Genomic DNA, 18799 nt, shown 5'->3' with positions numbered 1-18799 from the left:
GCTGAAAATGAGAGGGTGGTTGCAAGTGTCGTATCCGGCGCTACGTGCCTGGAACGGTCCAGCCCAAGCCGCGTACATTGCGCACCACGGTACTGCCGAATTTCTTGCGGATGCCGTAGATGACCGCATCCACGGCGTTGCTTTCGACTTCCTCGCCCCAGCCGTAAAGCCGTTCCTCGAGCTGTGCGCGAGACAGGATGGCGCCGGGACGTTCCAGCAGCGCCAGCATCAGCGCATACTCGCGTGCGCTTAGCACATCGCCATGCCCATTGAACGTGAGTTGCCGCAGGGTCATGTCCAGCATGACCTGTCCGTGCGACAGCATGGGCGATGCCGAACCGGACTTGCGGCGCACGACGGCGCGAATGCGTGCCAGTAGCTCGCGGGCTTCGAACGGCTTGATCACATAATCATCGGCGCCAAGGTCCAGGCCGGCGACGTGGGTATCGACGTCGTCACGCGCCGTGATGATCAGCAATGGCGTTTCGTCGTGGCGCTGGCGCAGCCATCTGAGAATGTCCAACCCCTCGGCATCGGGCAGGCCCAGGTCCAGCAGCATCACGGTGTACGAACCATCGGCAATGGCCGACCTGGCGAGGTCGCCAGTACGCACCCAGTCGACACTGCACTGCGCGTCCTTGAGCGCGCGCGTCAGACTCTGGCCGATCTGCATATCATCTTCAACCAACAGGATTCTCATGCTGGCCTCCGTGTTGACGTACCGAGCCGCAGGCGAATATATACGACCAAACCATGATTGCCATCGTTGCGGCTTGCCAGCCGCACCTCGCCCCCGAGATTGGCTGCCACGGTTTGCACGATGGCCAACCCCAGTCCGCTGCCTTCCTCGTCGGTGGCCGTGCCACGATAGAAGCGGTCGAACACGCGCGACCGTTCGGATTCCGGAATGCCGGGGCCGTCGTCAGCCACCTCTATCTCAACATGATCGTCGCCGCGCCGCACACTGACGTCTATGCGGCAGCCACGGCCGCCATAGCGAATGGCATTGTCGATCAGGTTCTTGACCAGCATGCGCAGGTCGGTTTCGTGCGCATCGACGCTAACATCGTCGAGCAGTTCTACGCCAAGGTCGACACCACGGTCGATTGCCAACGGCAGCATGTCGGTCACGACATCGGTAACCAGTTGCGGTAGTGACACAGTCGCAGGAGGCAAGTTGACGCCGATTTCTGCGCGCGCGAGGCCCAGCAGTTGAGACACCAGCGTGGCCGTGCGCCGGATGCCGCGCTGCAGGTCATTCAGTCGGTCATTGAACTCGGCGGGCGGCGCATGGCGCAGATTGTCTGCCTGCAGTTGAAGCGCGGTGATCGGTGAGCGAAGCTCATGCGCGGCGTCGGCGATAAAGGTGCGCTCGGCCTGGATCAGCGTGGACAGACGCCCCATCATCCGGTTGATCGATGCCAGGAACGGGTGCAGCTCCTCAGGCGCGCTGCTGATATCCACGGGCTCCAGGTGGTTCAGGTCGGCCAGTGCGACGCGTTCCCCCATCACGCCCAACGGGCGCAGCGACATCCGCACGCTGGCCCGCACCATCCAGACCAGTACGGGCAACAGCAACAGCACTGGCACGGCAGTCCACAGCGCAACGCGCCAGGCGTTGTCGGCCCGCACTGCGCGTTGTTCGGCGATCTGTACGTAGGCGTCGCCAGCCTGCAAGGCGAAGACATCCCAGAGGTTGCCATTGGCGCCATGGATCGACGAGAAGCCCTGCGGTGCGCGGGGCAGCAGAACGGTCGAGTCGCTCGTATGGCCAGGCAGCGTGCCATCGACAGGCCGCCAGGTCTGTATTACCACGCGGGGCAGGGGGTGCGATGCCTCGGCCGGCACCGGCATGCGCGCCGGTGCAGCGTGCATCGATTCCGCCGCCATCTTCAGGTCCTGATTGAACTGGCCTGCCAACTGGTGCACGACCACCCAGGCACCGAACGCGCCGAGAAGTCCCACAAGGAGCGCCAGTCCGCCCAGCGACAACGTGAGGCGGCGGTGCAGCGACCGGACAGCCAACGGCTTGATAAGCACGCTCATGAATGTCACCCATGGGCCTCGGCAGGCAATGGTTCCAAGTGTGCTGCGACGGACGCTATCTGCCAATCCCGGCGCACTCGTTGTGCCGGAAATTGACGGCAAGGAGCCTGATTCGACATCTCATTTTCGGCTCATTCTCGGCCGCCACAATGGGTTCATCCGAGCCGGCAGTGACGCTGACCCGACCAGGAACCCAGCAATGAGGAGCCCGTCATGAACTTCACCAAGCACGCCGTGGTTGCCGCTGCCCTGAGCTGCGGCCTGGTAGGAGGCGCCAGCGCGCACACCTTCGTTGGGGTCGATATCGGCCTGCCGGCACCGGCCATGGCCGTACCTGTCGCGCCGGTCGTTGCCTATCCGCAGCCGGTCTACTACCCACCACTCCCCGCGTATGCCGCCCCGGCGTACGTACCCGCTACGCCGGTGGGCTACATCGCCGGTCCCGGCTGGTATGGCCGCCCATATCACCCATGGCATGTCGGTTTTGGCTACTGGCACCACTGAGCCGGCCCAGTCGCCGGGCAGTTACCCCACTGCCCTTTTTCTACGCAAGCCGTAATTCGCAGTTCGTAAATAACTGGAGGTCATCATGAAGTTACTGAACCTGAAGGCACGCATGGGAGTTTTTGCTGCCAGCGCGCTGGCCCTGTCACTCGTTTCTGGCTGTGCCGTGGCAGACGTCGGCTACTACACCGACCAGCACCCGAATATCGAGGCCGCAAGCTTCCACGCGCAGCAGGCCATCGAACGCATGCAGGATGCCCAGCATGCCAACCACTATGCCCTGGGCGGGCATGCTGGCCGCGCCATCAACCTGCTGCGCCAGGCCCAGGCCGAAATGGAGGCCGCCGCCGCAACCGCGAGCAGCCACGCCTACTGAGACCGCTACGCATCTGGGAGAACGATCATGAGAACACTGACACGTGTACTGACAGTGGCCGGGGTCCTGCTGGTATCGGCGTCCTCGTCCTACGCGGCCCAAGGTTGTGGCCCGGATGGATGGCGGGGACCCTGGGGACATTGCCACGTTGCCGGACCGACCGTAATCTATCGCCCGGCGCCACCGATGGTGACACTGCCAGTTGTTACCGTGCGACCCAACGGGTGTCCGATCGGCTATTGGCGCGGCCCATGGGGCCATTGCCGTGATACCCCATATCATGGCCGTCTGCCTGGCGGTGGCTGGAAGTACTGAACGTAGGCGGCATCACGTGGTCGAGGGAATGGCTATGCAAATCGAACGCCTGCTGAGACAACACGCACGGTCCGCCGTGACGGTAGCTTGCCAGACGTTCATGCGGCTGATGGCGTGGCTGGAACGGGTCGACCCCGGCGTGCATCGGCGCATCAAGGGGCTGCGCCTGGTCACTGCCTATGGCATCGCCGCCGCGCTGGGCACGCTGCCCGCGGTGGCGCAAGCAGTGACGGGTGGGAAGTCCGTGGCGACGTTGGCGGGCGGCTTTGCGCTCTGGGCTAGCGTGTCCGAAGCCCGTGCGGGCCGCGCTGCATCGAGCCGCGACCTCGCCGCGCTATGCCTGGCCGCCGCGCTGGGTGCCGCCTCGTTTGCCCTCTTCGTCCCCGTTCTGGCCGGCACCGGCCGGGCCGGGCCCGAGTGGATTCTGATCAGCGGCGCCTTCCTGACAGGTTATTGCCGCAAATACGGGATCCTGGGCACAGGCGTTGGTTCGCAGCTTTATATCGGCCAGTTGCTAGCCTATGGCGCGGGCCTGGGGCCCGAAGCGTTAGCAGCGATCGGCGTCGCGGGTCTGGTTGCCGCGGTTGCCTGCATCTTGCCCCGGCTGCTGAGCGGCCCGTCCGAGCTGCCGATGGCTGTGCCGCCCCCACGAATCGCTTCACGGCCACGCGGCCTGAAGACGTGTTCCGCGGAATGTGTGATGGGTTTGCAGGCTGCCAGTGGGGCCCTGGCCGTGATCCTGCTGAACAACCTGTTCGGTTTGACCGAATCGGCATGGGCCATTACCGCGTGCGTCTACGTGGTGGCGGGCACTGCGGCGGGCACCCTGGACCGTGTGCGCCGCAGGATCATCGGCACGTTGTTTGGCGTGCCGCTGGGGCTCGCGTTCCTGCCGCTGGCTGCGCATGATCCGCTGCTGGTCTGGCTGGCCGCGTCGCTGGCAATGATCGTGTATGCGATGGCATTGCCCGAACGCTACGACATCGCCTGCGCAGCGTTTGCCTTCACCCTGATCGTCACACTCGCCGTGGGAGGCGAACACGCGGTGCCCGTGTTGGCGGCACGGGCGTGGGAAACCGTGCTTGGGGGCGCGCTGGGATGCGCGGCCGCCACGTGGCTGTTTCCGCTACGGCCGCTCAGACCGTGACCCGGGCGATCGTCGTGCGAGCACTTAAGATTAATGAAAAATGTCGGATTGATAATAATAAGGCGCAAATAACAAGCCTTAATTGGAGTCTGGTGCAATGGCTTGATCTCAAAAATGATCGCCATAATTCCGGTTGAGTCATTGTAAATATCTAAAAACAATGGGACTGCCAACTGGACATTAATACATTAAGCGCAGCCTGCGGATTTAGTCGCGCATGTGCGACGAAAGGAGGTTTTTCGATCCGCACCACATCAATTGGTTGATTCCTGCCAATTCCAAAATCTATACTCGCTCCAGAAACGCGAATCGTTGTGATTCACGCCTTCAGTGCCAATAAGAATGAGCCGGGCCAAGGGGAGTGTCGAGCATGCATCGCACAGTTCTGTGGGGGGCTATTTTGGTGTCGGCATTCCTCGGAGCCTGCGGTGGCGGGGGCGACAGTGGTGGCGGCACCAGCTCTACTTCGCCAGCGCCCGATTCAGCGCTTTCTCCGATGGCGCAGCTTGGGGAAAAGATCTTCTCCGACACGGCGTTATCGGTATCGGGCAAGCAGTCCTGTGCAACGTGCCATGTGGAAAGTCGGGCACATGCAGCGAATGACGGGTTATCGGTACCGTTGGGTGGACCCGATATGGATCTGTCCGGGCTGCGCAATGCCCCGTCACTGAATTACTCCCAGTTCACACCGGCATTCGGGTTTCAGTCGGACGGCACACCCTTTGGCGGCTTGTTTCGCGACGGGCGCGCGGCGTCGCTCGCCGACCAGGCGGAGCAGCCCTTCGTCACGTCATTCGAGATGGCCAATGCTTCCGCCGACGAAGTGCTGGCGCGGTTGCTGACGCGCCCCTATCTCGCCGACTTCAAAGCCGTCTTCGGCGACGCGGCCACGTCCGATTCCACCAGTGCATTGCACTACATCGGACAGGCGCTCGCCCAGTATCAAAAGGAAGACGCTTCTTTCCACCCTTTCTCCAGCAAATACGACGCGTACCTGAGCAGCAAAACCACGCTGACACCGCAGGAGCTCAACGGGCTCGCACTGTTCAATAATCCCGCAAAAGGGAACTGCACGGCGTGCCATGTTTCGACACCCACGGCCACCACGCCAGCGTTGTTCACTGATTTCACCTACGACAATGTAGGAATTCCACGCAACTGGAAGATTCCGGCCAACGTGGACGGCAACACGCTGTCCTACGCACCGAAGAACGGCCTGTCGCTGGGCGAGCCGAATCACGACTACTACGACCTTGGGTTATGCGGCCCGCTGCGTGCCGATCTCGCCAGCAGGACGAGCCTGTGTGGCGCATTCAAAGTGCCCAGCCTGCGCAACCTTGCGTTGACCGCCCCGTATTTTCACAACGGGGTATTCGATACGATCGAGGAGGCTGTGGCCTGGTACATCACGCGCGATACGGACCCTGCGCGGTGGTACGTCAAGGCTGACGGCACGCCGGACACGCCGTTCAATGACTTGCCGGCCAGCATGACCGGCAATGTCAACGTATCCGAGGTCCCCTATATCCCTTCGCTGGCGCCCAATCTCACGGATAGCGAGATGGCCGACCTGGTCCGTTTCCTTTGCACGCTGACTGACGGCTTCGACCCTGCCAATCCGTCCGCTTACGAGGTCCCGGCGCAATGCCAGTCTACTGCGGCAAGCGTTGCTGCCACGCGTGCGCGCGCTGCGTCTTACACCGCGCCGAGCAAATAAGAGCTAACTGTCAAGGGGGAGGGAGATGAAGAAGAAGATGATCGCTGCGGCAGTGCTCGCCGCGGCAGGTACACCTGCGATTGCAGCGCCACCGGCTGGGGCCAACACCGGAGTCGTTCAGCAGTTGGAACGTCGGATCGATGACATGGCGAGCCAGCTGGAAGCGCTCAAGGCAGAACTGAAGGCCGTGAAGGACCAGAACGCGGCGATGGCGTCGCAACAACAAGTCCAGGCCAAACAACAAGCCGATCAGACCGCCCAGGTCGCGCAGATCCAGGCGTCACAGGAAACGATCCAGCAGGCAGCAGCCAAGCCATCGCCACTGGAAAACCTCAGTATCTTCGGTTATGGCGAGATCGGGTATTCGCGGCCAAGCCGCAACACAAACGATACCCGAGCAGACCTCGGACGCGCAGTGTTTGGCTTTGGCTACCGCTTCGACGAGAAGACGCGCTTTGCGTCGGAGTTCGAGGTGGAGCATGCCATCACCTCGTCGTCCGACTCTGGTGAATTCGAGGTCGAGCAATTTTATATAGACCATATGTTCACACCCAAGGTCGGTGTGACGGCTGGCCTGTTCCTGATGCCGGTGGGCCTGATCAACGAGCATCACGAACCTACGGCCTACTATGGCGTCTATCGCAACTTCGTCGAGACGTTGATCATCCCCAGCACATGGCGCGAGGGTGGGTTCGCCCTGCATGGCAATACGGATTTCGGGCTGGACTGGAATATCGGCTTGACCACTGGCCTGGACCTGTCCAAGTGGAACTTCACGCCGGAGACGCCACTTTACAACTCGGCCCTGGAGTTGCAGACCAATGGCGTAGCGCCGTTCCAGGCCACGCACCAGGAACTGCAACTGGCCAACGCGAAGAACGCCTCGCAATATATCTCGCTCAGCTATCGAGGTGTGCCGGGCCTACTGCTCGGCGGCTCGGTATTCACCGGAAATACCGTCCCGGCTGCCGGCGCCAGCAACCAGCGCGCCACGCTTTGGGAAACGCACGCGCGCTGGACACCGGGCAAGTGGGACCTGGCGGCACTGTATGCCCAGGGCAGCATCAGCAATACCGCCCAGGTCAACGCGCAGTTCCCGGGGACCGCCAACCCCATGCCCGCGTCGTTCTACGGGTGGTACCTGCAAGCTGCCTACAATGTCTGGCAGCATGACAAGTATCGCGCCGTGCCGTTTGCACGCTTCGAGCGCTACAACATGGGCGCGAAGTATGAAGGCATTGCCCCAGGTTTCTCCGCGACACCAAGCCAGCCTGTCACTTCAACCGGGGCAACGTTCGCAAAGCCTTACGACACTGTCTGGACTGTCGGTATGAACTTCTACCTGAACCCGAACGTGGTGTTCAAAATGGACTACCAGTGGTTCCGTACCAACAAGAACTTCAACCGGTTCGACCTGGGTCTCGGCGTTTACTTCTAGAGACGGCCCGCGGGAGATCGTAATCGTGCGATACAGGTTTCCAAACACAGTACTGGTGTGCGGCGCGGCAATCGCGGGATGCGGTGTCGTCGTGACCAGCGCTTACGCCGTGCAGTACCTAAGCGTGGAAGAGGGCCAGAAGTCCCTGTTCGCCGGCGCTACCGAATTCACGCCGATGGTAGTTGCGCTCTCGCCCGATCAATTGCGACAGTTGGCCGATCGTGCTGGCGGTCCGGCCAGGCCGGGGTCCTGGCGCATCTGGCAGGCGCGGCAGGGATCGACGCTGCTGGGCTATGTCGTCACGGATTCAGTCATCGGCAAGTTCGAGCTGATCGACTACGCCGTAGCATTGAGTCCCACCGGAGAAATCGGCGGGGTCGAAATCCTGAACTACCGCGAAAGCCATGGCTACGAGGTGCGCGGCAAGCCTTGGCGCGCGCAGTTCACCGCAAAGTCCGCCTCTGCGCCATTGCGCATTGGTGACGACATCAACAATATCAGCGGGGCCACGTTGTCATGTACTCACCTGACCGATGGCATCCGGCGTATCGCGACGATGGCGCAGATTGCGCTTGCCAAGGGATCCTAGCGTGATCGCCAACCACATCGAGCGACAGATGCGGTGCAGGCGTGCGCGGCCACTGCTGGGAACACTGGTTGACGTCGACGTGCTCGGCACGGATGCGCATCGCGCCATGGAAGCCGCCTTTGCGGCCATGGCGACCGTACACCGGCTGATGAACCGGCATGATCCCGATAGTGACATCGGCCGGCTCAACGCCGCACCGTCAGGCTCAACAGTTCGCATCCATTCTCAGACGCATACTGTACTGACACTGGCATCAATTCTGCAGCGCGACAGCGATGGCCTGTTCGACTGCACCAGGCACCCCGATTGGCAAGGCTGGCTTCGCTGGGAGCTCCGCGACGATGCCGTGTACAAGGAAGGCAACGGTGCGTTCGACCTGGGCGGCATTGCGAAAGGCTATGCAGTGGATTGTGCAATCGAGGCGATAAGCCAGTTTGACGTCGACCATGCCCTGGTCAATGCCGGAGGCGACCTGCGCCACCTTGGCTCAGCCGCGACGGCGATTTCGGTGCGTGATCCAGCATGGCCGACGCGCATGATGGTACGCTGCGAGATCTTTAATGAAGCCTTGGCCAGTTCCAGTGTCGCGGGTCTGGCGCCGGCCGCCACCGCCTTGCCGCGTATTGTCGGCAAGCACAATGCGCTGGCATTGCAGGCGGGCGCCAGCATCGTGGCGCCGACCTGCATGGTTGCGGATGCGCTCACCAAGGTAGTGCTGGCAAGCGGCTTGCCTCTCCACCCTTTGCTTGCGCGCTACAGCGCACGGACTTTGCTGTATCGGGATGCGCGGCGCGACAGCGAGATACTTTTCGGATAGAACGCGCCTTCCGGCCATGCCAGACCACCATCCAGCAACGCATACCAGACGACGCACGCCTCGCATCCCTCGCGTGCGCAGACGCGTGATCTACGCGACTTTCATATTGCTTGTGGCGACAGGCTTTGCGTGGCTCGCCGTCCATTTCCTTGCCAACGACGCAGACGAAATGATGCCCCTCCAGGCCTGGAACATGAAGATCCATGGCGCAGCGGCGTGGCTGGTGACTTACCTGATCGGGACGATTTGGGCCGGCCACATTCGGCTCGCGTGGAAGCTCAAGGTCAACCGTTACGCTGGCACCTGCTTTGCCATCGTGGTCGGCCTGTTGTCTGTCAGCGGCTATGGACTCTATTACTTCAATGGCGAGGTATTGCGCACTATCACAGAGTGGCTGCACTGGCTGGCAGGTGGTCTTGCCTGCATACTCTTCTGGCTTCACAGAGCGCTGGGAAAGCGGCTGGGTCAAGTCGCGGAACACTCGCGACACTAGCCTCCGATTCAGGTGAAAACCAAGGGGACCGTCCCGCTCAGGTATCCTCCGCGGTGCATTTGATATTGCACTGAGAGGAAGTTTTGTCGCGCAACACGTGGGCGGTGGCACTTGGGCCACTTTTGGGATTATTCGTTGTCAGTCTGGGTTCGGGCTTCATGTCGTCCCTGACTTCTCTGCGCCTTGACGCCGCCGGCGTTTCCGCGGCGATGATCGGGGCCATTTCGTCGGCCTATTTCGTTGGGCTGACCGTGGGGGCGATTACCAGCGACCGCCTGATCTCCCGGATCGGTCACATTCGCTCCTATAGCAGCTTCGCGTCGCTGGCATCGATTACCTATCTGCTTCAGGGGCTGGTTTCCGATCCCTGGGTCTGGCTGATCCTTCGCCTGGTGAATGGCTGGGCCATGGTGGGCATCTACCTGGTCGTGGAAAGCTGGCTGCTGCTTGCGGGAGACACAAAATCGCGAGGGCGCTTGCTGGCGATCTACATGATTGCCCTCTATGGGTCGATCATGCTCGCGCAGATGAGTCTGGGGGCCATTGGCTCGGCGGGTGACAGCGTGCCATTCATGGCTGCCGGTGTCCTGGGGGCGATGGCCGTGTTGCCGATGGCAATCCTGCCGAAGACCGCGCCCGAGGTGGGGCATGCCGAGCCGCTGATGCCGCAGGACCTGGTCCGCCTGACGCCCGCAGGCGCGGTTGGCAGCTTCGGTTCCGGGCTGGGCATCGCGGCGGTCTATACGCTGCTACCCATCTACTTGCAGCGCGAGGGCATGAGTGTTGCCCAGGTCGGCCAGTTGATGGCCAGTGCCATCTGCGGCGCCATGGCGTTGCAGTATCCGGTGGGGCGCTGGTCGGACAGAAGAGACCGGCAAACGGTACTGCTTGCACTGAGCGTGGGTTGTGCGGCGGTATCGCTGGCGGTGCTTATTCTTCCGAGCTACCCGCCTTTGTTGATGGTGCTGATGTTCCTGATTGGGGGCGGCATCTTTGCCATCTATCCGGTGGCGGTCAGCCACTCGGCAGACCGCGCAGAGCCCCACGAACTGGTGCGCGTGATCCAGGGCATGTTGCTGATCAATTCGGTCGGCTCAGCGATCAGCCCTTTGATCATTTCGCCGCTGATGAATCGAATGGGCGCGAACGGGTTGTTCTGGGCATTTCTCGTCCTGCACGCCGGGTTGGCGTCCTTCTTCCTGTGGCGACGCAATCGAAATCCGTCTCCGATGCCGGCGGCACCGTTTGCCGCCACGGCCCAGATGACACCTCTCGGGGCAGAGATCCGCGTTACCGAGGAACTGGCGCAGGCGATCTCCGATGCGCGAACCGAAGAGGCAGTTGTGTGAGCGCTGGGGGGGGCCGCGTGGCCGGGCAGGGCTGTTGCAAGACTTACGGATTGTCACGACTTGCCGGTCAACTCCAGCAGCGGCGGCGCCGTTTCTTCCGGTAAGCACGGCACATTGCCGCTGCCCAAAAACCTCCCAGGAGTTCATGCCATGAAGAAGCTGTTCGCTGCTCTCGCTTCCGCCGCGCTCGTCGGTACCGTTTTCGCGCAGACTGGTGTGCCAGCTTCCGCGACGCCGCCGCAAGGCAAGGCGACCACAGACCAGGTGACGACCACCAAGGGCAAGGCCGATGTTCATGCCACGCAGCATAAGTCGGCTGCCAAGGCGACCCATCACAAGGCAAGCAAGTCGAGCCATGCCGCTGCGACCAAGCCCGCAGCGGGCACGCCGAAGGCCACGGCAAGCACCGCGCCAAAGGCTGATGCCAACGCCGCGCAGCCCAGCGCTGCCAAGGCTGTATCCGTAGACAAGACCAAGACGCAGTAACTCGCGGCGACCGGGTGAGTAGGGGTCAGTTTGCGATGGCGCTGAGCCATCGCAAACGCCGCGCGTGTCGCGTTGAGTTGCGGAGGGAGCAAGCTGGTGAGCCAGACTTGCCTCTCCCTTTTTCTGGCGCGTTCAATGGTGCCAGCAGGAGCCCGCCTCCATGCAAGCGGATACGAATCTCCAGGTATGGATGGATGTCCATGCCAGCAACGGCCAGACCATCGTGGCGCCTTATGTTTCGGCGGCCAGGGAGCTGGAGTTGCAGTACGAGCTCAGGCTCGTGAACACCGGCCAGTCAGGCAGTTCGTCTGTCGCGCAGGGCGGCAATCTGCACGTCAACGCGAACAGCCCGACGCGCCTGTCGACTGTCAGCGTGACAGCCCAGCCCGGGGGCACGTGCAAGCTCGCACTGACCTTGCGTGAGAACGGCAAGGAAATTGGCCACTACACGCTGGATTGCAGCGCGAAGTAGCACGCTTTGAGGACCACTTCGAAGCCAACTTCGGGTTGGCTTCGGCAAGCGGCTTCATCAGGTTTTCGACAACTTCATCTCCACGATGCGCTGGCGGAGTACCTCTGCCTGTTTTTGCATCTCGCCAACCACCGATGCAAGCCTGGCGGCGGGCAGGCGCTCGGTAATGGTTGCCAGCGCCATGCCAGCCACCACCGCGCCAGCGCCATCGAATATTGGGACAGCTACCGCCCTCGAGCCCTGGACTACACCCTTCGCGGTATAGCCATAGCCTTGCTCGCGAACTTTATGGGCACGGTTGACCAGTTCCTCGGGATCGACTTTCAATGCCGCCAACCGCTTGGCGTTACGGCGGACGATCGCCCGAATCTCGTCGTCGGGCCGTGATGCCAGCAAGACCAGACCGCTGACGCCAACGCCCAACGGACGTCGTGCCCCGACATCGATCGACAGCACCTTCACCGGGTAGCTCCCGGGCCAACGTCCGATACATACCGAGTCATCACCATTGGCGATGGTCAGGAAGATGGTGTCGCCCAAGGTTTCGCTCAGATATTGCAGGTACGGCTCGGCGGCTGCCCGCAGCGGGAAGCGCGCGACGCGGGCAAGACCCAGTAGTGACACTTCGGTACCAATCACGTAGCGGCGCGATTGCGGATTCTGCTCGACCGCACCTTCCTCGATCAGCACACGCAAGATGCGATGGACGGTGGGTTGGCTCAGGCCTGTGCTCCGCACCACGTCGACCAGGCGTGCACCGCGCTCTTGCTCCGCGGCAACAATGCGCAGGATTGAGAGCGCGCGCCGAATGCTCTGCGCGCCGTCTGCGGGTTTGCTCGTCTCCGCCGAATCATCCACGGTGTACTCCGCAGGAGTTGGGCCCGACTGCTTTCTTCACGCTAATCATCCTTTGTCACGACGGATTTGGCCGTTTGCCTGACACCACGGAGCGTGATGATCTCTCCAAGACTTGCATAGTTAGGCCCGCCAATGCGACACACAGGATTGAGTTCGGTCGTGTCGACTTTCCCGTCGCGGTACAAGCCCTCGCGCATGTGAAAGACCAGGACTTCGCCGACGATAAACTCCGCGCCCGTGTCCCCGAACTCGATGACGCGTTCCAGCCGACACTCCATGCTGACGGGCACGTCGGCCAGCCGTGGTGTGCGGATGAAGTGGGAGGGCGCGGTTGTCAAGCCAAGAACTTCGACTTCGCTCACCTCGGGAGGGTGCTCGATGCTGCTGAGGTGTATCGCCTCCAGTTGCGTGGCATCGCCAATGTTGATCACAAACTCGCCACGCGCGTGGATATTGGCGCCGGTGTCCTTACGGTTGCCGGCCTTGCGTCCGACGTTTACGCCGATGAGCGGCGGCTTGTTCGAGACGAAGGTGAAACATGAAAACGGCGCCAGATTGACTACGCCGTCGTCGGACTCCGTCGTAATCCACGCGATGGGTCGCGGCACGACCACGCCGCTCATCAGTCGATAGGTGGCTTCGGGGGAAAGCGATTCGGCGGTGACCTGCATGTTGTCTCCTGCAATGGATGGGATGGGGTCATTCTGCCCAGATACGCCCGGTCACCGTGCGTGGGGAATCAGAGCATAGTCCATATCATGGACTATCTGTGGCTTATTGCATTGCAGCAGATCCGCTCCGGTTTGTAGAGTGGTGCTGTCACGGGCCAAGACACCCCGGCCACAGATGACATAACGGAGACACCATGACAAAAACACGACTTGCGCGCGGTGCGGCGAAGTTTGCCGCCGCGGCAATCCTCGCCTCCCTGGCATCACCAATCCTGGCCCAGGCATGGCCTGACAAGCCGGTGCGGGTTGTGGTGCCATACCCGCCGGGCGGCAACGTGGACTCGGCCGGCCGCATCATTGGCGCCAAGTTGCAGGAGATGTTCAAGCAGCCATTCCTGATCGACAACAAGCCGGGCGCTGGCGGAATGATTGCAGCCGAGTCCGTGGCGAAAGCCAAGCCAGACGGCTACACGCTGTTCCTGGGGGCAAACGGTCCCATCCTGTTCTCGCCGATGATCTACAAGAAGAACAGCTACGACTGGAAAAAGGACTTCGTCCCCATCAGTTCCGTCTCGTTCACACCGGTGGTCCTGCAGGTCAATAGCGCGGTGCCGTTCAAGACCGTGGGTGAACTGATTGCCGCTGCCAGCAAACCGGGTAGCAACCTGACGATGGCGTCGCCTGGCGCGGGGACACAGAACCATCTGGCAAGCGAATATCTTCAGCACAAGACCGGCGCTCACTGGATTACGGTGCACTACAAGGGCAACGCGCCCGCTACCACCGACCTGTTGGGCGGCCAGGTTCAATTCAATTTCGACCAGCTTTCCGTCGCGCTGCCATTCATTCAGCAGGGCAAGACGAGAGCGCTTGCCGTCGGATCTGCAAAACGTCTTCCCCAACTGCCAAACGTGCCGACGCTGCAGGAATCCGGCTTCCCCGACCTGACCGTCGAGACATTCACTGGCCTGCTGGCGCCTGCGGGAACGCCACCCGAAGTTGTCCAGAAGCTCTCCGATGCGCTACGGCAGATTCTTGCGGACAAGGATGTCCAGGCCAAATTCGAAGCGCTCGGCGCGGAAGCGCGCGGTAGTACCCCGGATCAATTCAAGCAATTCTTGAGCAATGAGGACAAGCGATGGACACCGCTGATCAAGCAAGCCAACATCACCGCGGAATAAGCGAGGCTCCTGTCGCTGGTGCCGCGGCGCGTCGCGTCAGCGTATATGTGGAAGGGTTCAGTCACAAGAACCCGATCCCGGCGGGTTGCCGCATTGGGCCGCTACTGATGAGCGGCAGTATCCAGGGTAACGATCCTTCCACCGGAAAGCCCGCGGACACCATCGAAGCCCAGTGTCATTACATGTTGGCCAACGTCAGGCGCATCGTCGAAGCGGCCGGTGGGTCGATCGACGACATCGTGAAGTTGACGGTGTGGATGAAAGACCGAACCCAGCGCCCCGCACTCAACAAGCCGTGGCTGGAGATGTTCCCCGACGCGCAGTCACGTCCGGCACGCCACACCATGCAGGCCGACCTCGACATGGGGAAGCTGATCGAATGCGACTTCACGGCCTATATCGCCTGAAGTCGCCCGGACCGACTAGATAATTCGCACTACCGACATGCCTGACTACCTCCCGTTCGACCCCAATCCGCGTGCGCCGAAGCCGCTGCCGCCTGCAGGAAGCTGCGACAGCCAGTTTCACGTATTTGGCCCACGAGAACAGTTTCCCGTCCGCCCTGGCGCGGCATATGAAATGCCGAGCGCGACGTGGAAAGTTGCCCAGAAACTGCACCGCACACTTGGCATCACCCGCGGCGTGATTGTTCAGGCGACCACGTACGGGGCTGACCATTCGGTCGTACTTGATGCGCTGGCAAACCTCAACCCGGCACATGGACCGCGCAATTACCTCGGATGTGCCAACGCCGCCGTGCTGACGGAGTGCGACGATGCCTATCTCGCGAAGCTTCATGACGCAGGCGTGCGCGGAGCCCGTTTTACGCGCGCAGGGCTGGGAATCAGCTTGAGCGCAGCCGAGCAGGACAAGGCGTTCTCGCGTATCAAGGAGCTAGGTTGGTACGTCAAGCTGCAGCCCGAACCCGACGGCATCGCCACGCAGCTGGCCGTGTACGACGACCTTGAGGTTCCCATTTTGCTGGACCACATGGGGCGGGCCGATCCGACGAAGGGTGACGACGATCCAAACCTTGCGGCAATCCTCGAGCGTCTGGAGCGCGGCAACTACTGGGTCATGCTCTCGCTGAGCGAGAAGATTTCCAGAACGGGAGCGCCTTGGGACGATGTAGTACCGCTCGCCCAGCGGCTGATAGCAGCCGCGCCAGACCGGTGCGTGTGGGGTAGCGATTGGCCTCACCCGGTATCTGTCAAGCAGCCGCCCAATGAAGGCGAGTTGCTCGAACTTCTGTATCGATTCGCACCGGATGCCTCGGTACTCCGCAAGATCCTTGTGGACAATCCCACCCACTTCTTTGGATTTGACGCATGAAGCTCAGCACATTCCGCACCGGCAACGGCATCTCGTGGGGCGCCGTCGTGGGCCATGGCCCGGCGGCCGGCATCGTCGACCTGGGTCGGCGCCTGCCTGATATTGACTCGCTCAAGTCGCTTCTTGCGGGTGGAGAGTCGCAACTTGCGCGCGCCAGGGGCGCTTTGGCAAGCGCACAGGCGGACTGTCCGCTCGCATCGGTCCAACTGCTTCCGCCCGTCCTGGGCCCGGAGAAGATCTTCTGCATTGGCGTGAACTACGCGCATCGGAACGCGGAATACAAGGACAACAGCGACCTGCCGAAGTACCCGAGCGTGTTCATGCGTACGCCCGCTTCCTTGGCGGGACACGGGGAGCCGTTGTTGCTGCCCCCGGAATCGAGTCAGCTCGATTACGAGGGGGAGATTGGCATCGTTATCGGTAAGTCCGGACGACGGATTGCCGAGGCTAGTGCCTGTGCCCACATTGCCGGGCTAACCTGCATCAATGAAGGCACGATTCGCGACTGGCTGCATCATGGCAAGTTCAACGTGACGCAAGGCAAGAACTTCGATGCGTCGGGGGCCATTGGCCCATGGATTGTCACGTCTGACGAGTTCGCGGGATTCGACAACATCGGGCTGACTACGCGAGTGAACGGAGAAGTCCGCCAAAAAGACAGCACGTCGAATCTGATGTTCCCATTTGCCGCGCTGATCGCCTATCTGTCCAGATTTGCAACCCTCAATCCTGGTGACATCATCGCGACCGGCACGCCTATCGGTGCAGGGGTGCGCTTTGACCCGCCGCGCTTCCTTGTCCCCGGTGACGTCGTCGAAGTCGAGGTCGAGGGGGTAGGGGTGCTGTCGAATGTGGTTCGTGCCGAAGAGGTATTGCCATGACGCCGGAACAACTCAAGGAAGCCGCTCTCCGGCTTGAACAGGCCGAGGAGACGCGCGTACCTTGCCGCCAGTTCTCGCTCGACTATCCGGATATGAAGATCGAGGATGCCTATGCGATACAGAACGCGTGGATGGCGCTCAAGCAGGAGAAGGGCAGAACGATCAAGGGCCACAAGATCGGTCTTACTTCAAAGGCGATGCAGCGTGCGGTGAACATCAGCGAGCCCGACTTCGGCGTGCTGCTCGACGACATGTTTTACCGGGATGGCGCGACAATTCCCGCAGACCGGTTCATGCAACTCCGGATCGAGGCGGAACTCGCGTTTATCCTCGACAAGCCACTGTCCGGCCCCGATTGCACGCTGTTCGACGTGCTTGATGCCACTGCGTACATTACGCCGGCACTCGAGATTCTTGATGCGCGAATCCAGCGTGTAGATCCGGAAACCAGGCGTTCGCGAACCGTTCTGGATACGATTTCCGACAATGCCGCCAATGCCGCGCTCGTACTGGGTGGCCGTCCGTTCCGCCCGAACCTGCAGGATGCCGACCTGCGCCGGATTGGAGCGATCGTTAGCAAGAACGGCGAGGTGGAGGAAACGGGTCTGGCCGCCGGTGTGCTCAACCATCCCGCATACGGCGTGGCGTGGCTCGCGAATCGCCTACATCGCTACGGCGTTTCGTTGCTTCCTGGGCAGGTCATTCTCGCCGGCTCGTTCATTCGACCGTTGGAGGTGTCCAGGGGAGACACCATCATTGCCGACTACGGCGACTTTGGCACCGTGTCGTGCCACTTCCATTGACGTTTGGGACGCGGCGCGATGACTATTGCTGTGAATCGATTCAAGCAGGCACTGCGAGAGGGCCGTCCTCAGATCGGGATCTGGTCGGCCTTGGCCAGCCACTACACCGTAGAAATCCTTGCGGGTGCGGGCTTCGACTGGATCATGGTCGATGCCGAGCATGCACCCAACGAAGTTCCCATGGTCTTGCAGCAGCTGCAGGCTATCGCCGCAGACCCGGACCGCAGTACGTCGGCGGTGGTGCGCCCCGCCTGGAATGACCACGTCCTGATCAAGCGCTTTCTCGATATCGGTGCCGAGACACTGCTTGTTCCGTACGTCCAGACTCGGGAGGAAGCCGTCGCGGCGGTGCAGGCGGTTCGGTATCCGCCGCTTGGGATCCGAGGTGTGGGCGGTGCGACGGTGCGAGCAACCCGCTTCGGACGCACGCGTGACTACATGGACAAATGCCAGGACGAGATTTGCCTGCTGGTCCAGGTCGAGACCGCCGAGGCGCTTGAGAACCTGGAATCCATTGCCGGTGTCGAGGGTGTCGATGGCGTGTTTATTGGCCCCGCGGACCTGGCAGCCAGTCTGGGGTACCCTGGGCAACCAGCCCATCCGGTAGTCCGGGCGGAAATCGATAGGGCAATCAAGCGTATCGTGGCCTGTGGGAAGGCGCCGGGAATACTGATGGTCGACGAGGCACGGGCGAAGGAATGCCTTGCCATGGGCGCCCTGTTTGTTGCTGTGGCAGTCGATATGGTGATGCTCGCCCGTGGCGCGGAAGCCGTCAGCGCGAAGTTCAAGGCCGGCGCAGTGGTTTGAGGAGTCGAAGTCGTAGCCGATGCCGACCCCGATGGCGTTGCTCCCGGTCACAAGGCTCGTTTTCGACACAGGCAATAGACGAACTCTTGCGCGCTGCCCCATGGGGTCAGGTGGGTTTCGGTCTTGTGGTCGATGAGCTCAAACGCCGGGCCGAACTGATCGTGCAGTTCATCCGCGCCATAGCGTTGGACCGGCAGGCCGCTACAGTGGTCCGGGCCATTGGCGCCGAACGTTCCCACGATTGCCCAACCGGCAGGGCGCAGCGCGTGTAGAACCTGTTCGACATAGCGGGCGCGTTGCCTTGGCTTGGTCAGGAAATGGAACACGGCGCGGTCATGCCATACGTCGAAGCGGCTTGTGGGCAGGTCGATCTTGAGCACATCACCGGCAAGCCAGGCAACGTGACTCGCGCGTGACCCTAGCCGGTCACGGCACACGTCGAGCGCGGTTTGCGAGATATCGTTGATCGGAAATGCGCGTCAAACCTCGTCCTTCAGGGCGAGGAAGGATAGCGCGG

Annotated in this window: 23 protein-coding genes; 18 read left to right on the top strand and 5 right to left on the bottom strand. The window is 61.7% G+C overall.

All coding sequences use genetic code 11. The annotated features are described in order from the left end of the window. Positions 1-40: 40 nt before the first annotated feature. Together ACO550_RS37800 and ACO550_RS37795 are read right to left on the bottom strand one after the other, a co-directional pair. Positions 41-700, bottom strand: coding sequence for a response regulator (locus ACO550_RS37800; protein WP_315596004.1), 660 nt, complete (start codon positions 698-700; stop codon positions 41-43). Beyond that, positions 697-2046 carry an ATP-binding protein gene (locus ACO550_RS37795; protein ID WP_315596003.1) on the bottom strand — a complete coding sequence of 450 codons (1350 nt, stop codon included), beginning with the start codon at positions 2044-2046 and terminating at the stop codon, positions 697-699. Before ACO550_RS37795 ends, ACO550_RS37800 begins: the two co-directional genes overlap by 4 nt. 213 nt (positions 2047-2259) lie before the next feature. Here ACO550_RS37795 and ACO550_RS37790 point away from each other — a divergent pair, with 213 nt between their 5' ends. From ACO550_RS37790 to csgH, 12 genes are all read left to right on the top strand, one after another. Then, positions 2260-2550 carry a hypothetical protein gene (locus ACO550_RS37790; protein WP_315596002.1) on the top strand — a complete coding sequence of 97 codons (291 nt, stop codon included), beginning with the start codon at positions 2260-2262 and terminating at the stop codon, positions 2548-2550. 85 nt (positions 2551-2635) lie between these two features. Then, positions 2636-2926 (top strand): hypothetical protein, encoded by a 291-nt coding sequence (locus ACO550_RS37785; protein WP_315596001.1) that lies wholly within the window; start codon positions 2636-2638, stop codon positions 2924-2926. A 27-nt stretch (positions 2927-2953) separates the two neighbouring features. Next, positions 2954-3241, top strand: a complete 288-nt coding sequence (locus tag ACO550_RS37780) for a GCG_CRPN prefix-to-repeats domain-containing protein (RefSeq protein ID WP_485995148.1) — start codon at positions 2954-2956, stop codon at positions 3239-3241. A gap of 100 nt (positions 3242-3341) precedes the next feature. Further along, positions 3342-4388: an FUSC family protein gene (locus ACO550_RS37775; protein ID WP_315596056.1), complete on the top strand. Its 1047-nt coding sequence runs from the start codon at positions 3342-3344 to the stop codon at positions 4386-4388. Positions 4389-4758: 370 nt separating this feature from the next. Then, positions 4759-6105 carry a cytochrome-c peroxidase gene (locus ACO550_RS37770; protein WP_315596000.1) on the top strand — a complete coding sequence of 449 codons (1347 nt, stop codon included), beginning with the start codon at positions 4759-4761 and terminating at the stop codon, positions 6103-6105. Positions 6106-6130: 25 nt separating this feature from the next. Then, on the top strand, positions 6131-7543 hold the full coding sequence (locus tag ACO550_RS37765) for a porin (RefSeq protein WP_315595999.1): 1413 nt from the start codon (positions 6131-6133) through the stop codon (positions 7541-7543). Positions 7544-7568: 25 nt separating this feature from the next. Then, positions 7569-8132 (top strand): FMN-binding protein, encoded by a 564-nt coding sequence (locus tag ACO550_RS37760; RefSeq protein ID WP_315595998.1) that lies wholly within the window; start codon positions 7569-7571, stop codon positions 8130-8132. A gap of 1 nt (position 8133) precedes the next feature. Next, complete coding sequence (locus ACO550_RS37755; RefSeq protein ID WP_315595997.1) at positions 8134-8949, top strand: FAD:protein FMN transferase; 816 nt, start codon at positions 8134-8136, stop codon at positions 8947-8949. Further along, complete coding sequence (locus tag ACO550_RS37750; RefSeq protein ID WP_485995147.1) at positions 8915-9442, top strand: cell division protein CrgA; 528 nt, start codon at positions 8915-8917, stop codon at positions 9440-9442. Before ACO550_RS37755 ends, ACO550_RS37750 begins: the two co-directional genes overlap by 35 nt. A gap of 104 nt (positions 9443-9546) precedes the next feature. Then, on the top strand, positions 9547-10791 hold the full coding sequence (locus ACO550_RS37745) for an MFS transporter (protein WP_485995149.1): 1245 nt from the start codon (positions 9547-9549) through the stop codon (positions 10789-10791). 150 nt (positions 10792-10941) lie between these two features. Then, complete coding sequence (locus tag ACO550_RS37740; RefSeq protein WP_315595994.1) at positions 10942-11277, top strand: hypothetical protein; 336 nt, start codon at positions 10942-10944, stop codon at positions 11275-11277. Between the two features lie 160 nt (positions 11278-11437). Beyond that, on the top strand, positions 11438-11749 hold the full coding sequence (gene csgH, locus ACO550_RS37735; protein ID WP_315595993.1) for a curli-like amyloid fiber formation chaperone CsgH: 312 nt from the start codon (positions 11438-11440) through the stop codon (positions 11747-11749). A 57-nt stretch (positions 11750-11806) separates the two neighbouring features. Here the strand turns inward: csgH and ACO550_RS37730 are convergent, their stop codons facing one another. Both ACO550_RS37730 and ACO550_RS37725 read right to left on the bottom strand, forming a co-directional pair. Continuing rightward, positions 11807-12607 (bottom strand): IclR family transcriptional regulator domain-containing protein, encoded by an 801-nt coding sequence (locus ACO550_RS37730; protein ID WP_315595992.1) that lies wholly within the window; start codon positions 12605-12607, stop codon positions 11807-11809. Between the two features lie 41 nt (positions 12608-12648). Next, positions 12649-13278: a flavin reductase gene (locus tag ACO550_RS37725; protein ID WP_315595991.1), complete on the bottom strand. Its 630-nt coding sequence runs from the start codon at positions 13276-13278 to the stop codon at positions 12649-12651. A 194-nt stretch (positions 13279-13472) separates the two neighbouring features. Between ACO550_RS37725 and ACO550_RS37720 the strand changes: the two genes are divergently transcribed. Genes ACO550_RS37720 through ACO550_RS37695 form a run of 6 tightly spaced genes read left to right on the top strand, consistent with a single transcriptional unit; the run spans position 13473 to position 18282 of the window. After that, a complete protein-coding gene (locus tag ACO550_RS37720; protein WP_315595990.1) occupies positions 13473-14459 on the top strand; it encodes a tripartite tricarboxylate transporter substrate-binding protein in 987 nt (328 codons plus the stop codon). Continuing rightward, on the top strand, positions 14417-14866 hold the full coding sequence (locus ACO550_RS37715) for a Rid family hydrolase (protein ID WP_315595989.1): 450 nt from the start codon (positions 14417-14419) through the stop codon (positions 14864-14866). The genes ACO550_RS37720 and ACO550_RS37715 overlap by 43 nt, the downstream gene beginning before the upstream one ends. Before the next feature lie 37 nt (positions 14867-14903). Continuing rightward, positions 14904-15791 (top strand): amidohydrolase family protein, encoded by an 888-nt coding sequence (locus ACO550_RS37710; RefSeq protein WP_315595988.1) that lies wholly within the window; start codon positions 14904-14906, stop codon positions 15789-15791. Continuing rightward, on the top strand, positions 15788-16672 hold the full coding sequence (locus ACO550_RS37705; protein ID WP_315595987.1) for a fumarylacetoacetate hydrolase family protein: 885 nt from the start codon (positions 15788-15790) through the stop codon (positions 16670-16672). The genes ACO550_RS37710 and ACO550_RS37705 overlap by 4 nt, the downstream gene beginning before the upstream one ends. Beyond that, positions 16669-17475: a 2-oxo-hept-4-ene-1,7-dioate hydratase gene (gene hpaH / locus ACO550_RS37700; RefSeq protein ID WP_315595986.1), complete on the top strand. Its 807-nt coding sequence runs from the start codon at positions 16669-16671 to the stop codon at positions 17473-17475. Before ACO550_RS37705 ends, hpaH begins: the two co-directional genes overlap by 4 nt. Positions 17476-17493: 18 nt before the next feature. Continuing rightward, positions 17494-18282, top strand: a complete 789-nt coding sequence (locus ACO550_RS37695; RefSeq protein WP_315595985.1) for an aldolase/citrate lyase family protein — start codon at positions 17494-17496, stop codon at positions 18280-18282. Positions 18283-18329: 47 nt separating this feature from the next. Here the strand turns inward: ACO550_RS37695 and ACO550_RS37690 are convergent, their stop codons facing one another. Continuing rightward, positions 18330-18740, bottom strand: coding sequence for a methyltransferase domain-containing protein (locus tag ACO550_RS37690; RefSeq protein ID WP_315596055.1), 411 nt, complete (start codon positions 18738-18740; stop codon positions 18330-18332). Between the last annotated feature and the right edge of the window lie 59 nt (positions 18741-18799).

The organism is Cupriavidus sp., assembly GCF_057315035.1.
Note: the sequence above shows the minus strand (reverse complement) of the source record. Positions and strands in the feature narration are given on the sequence as shown.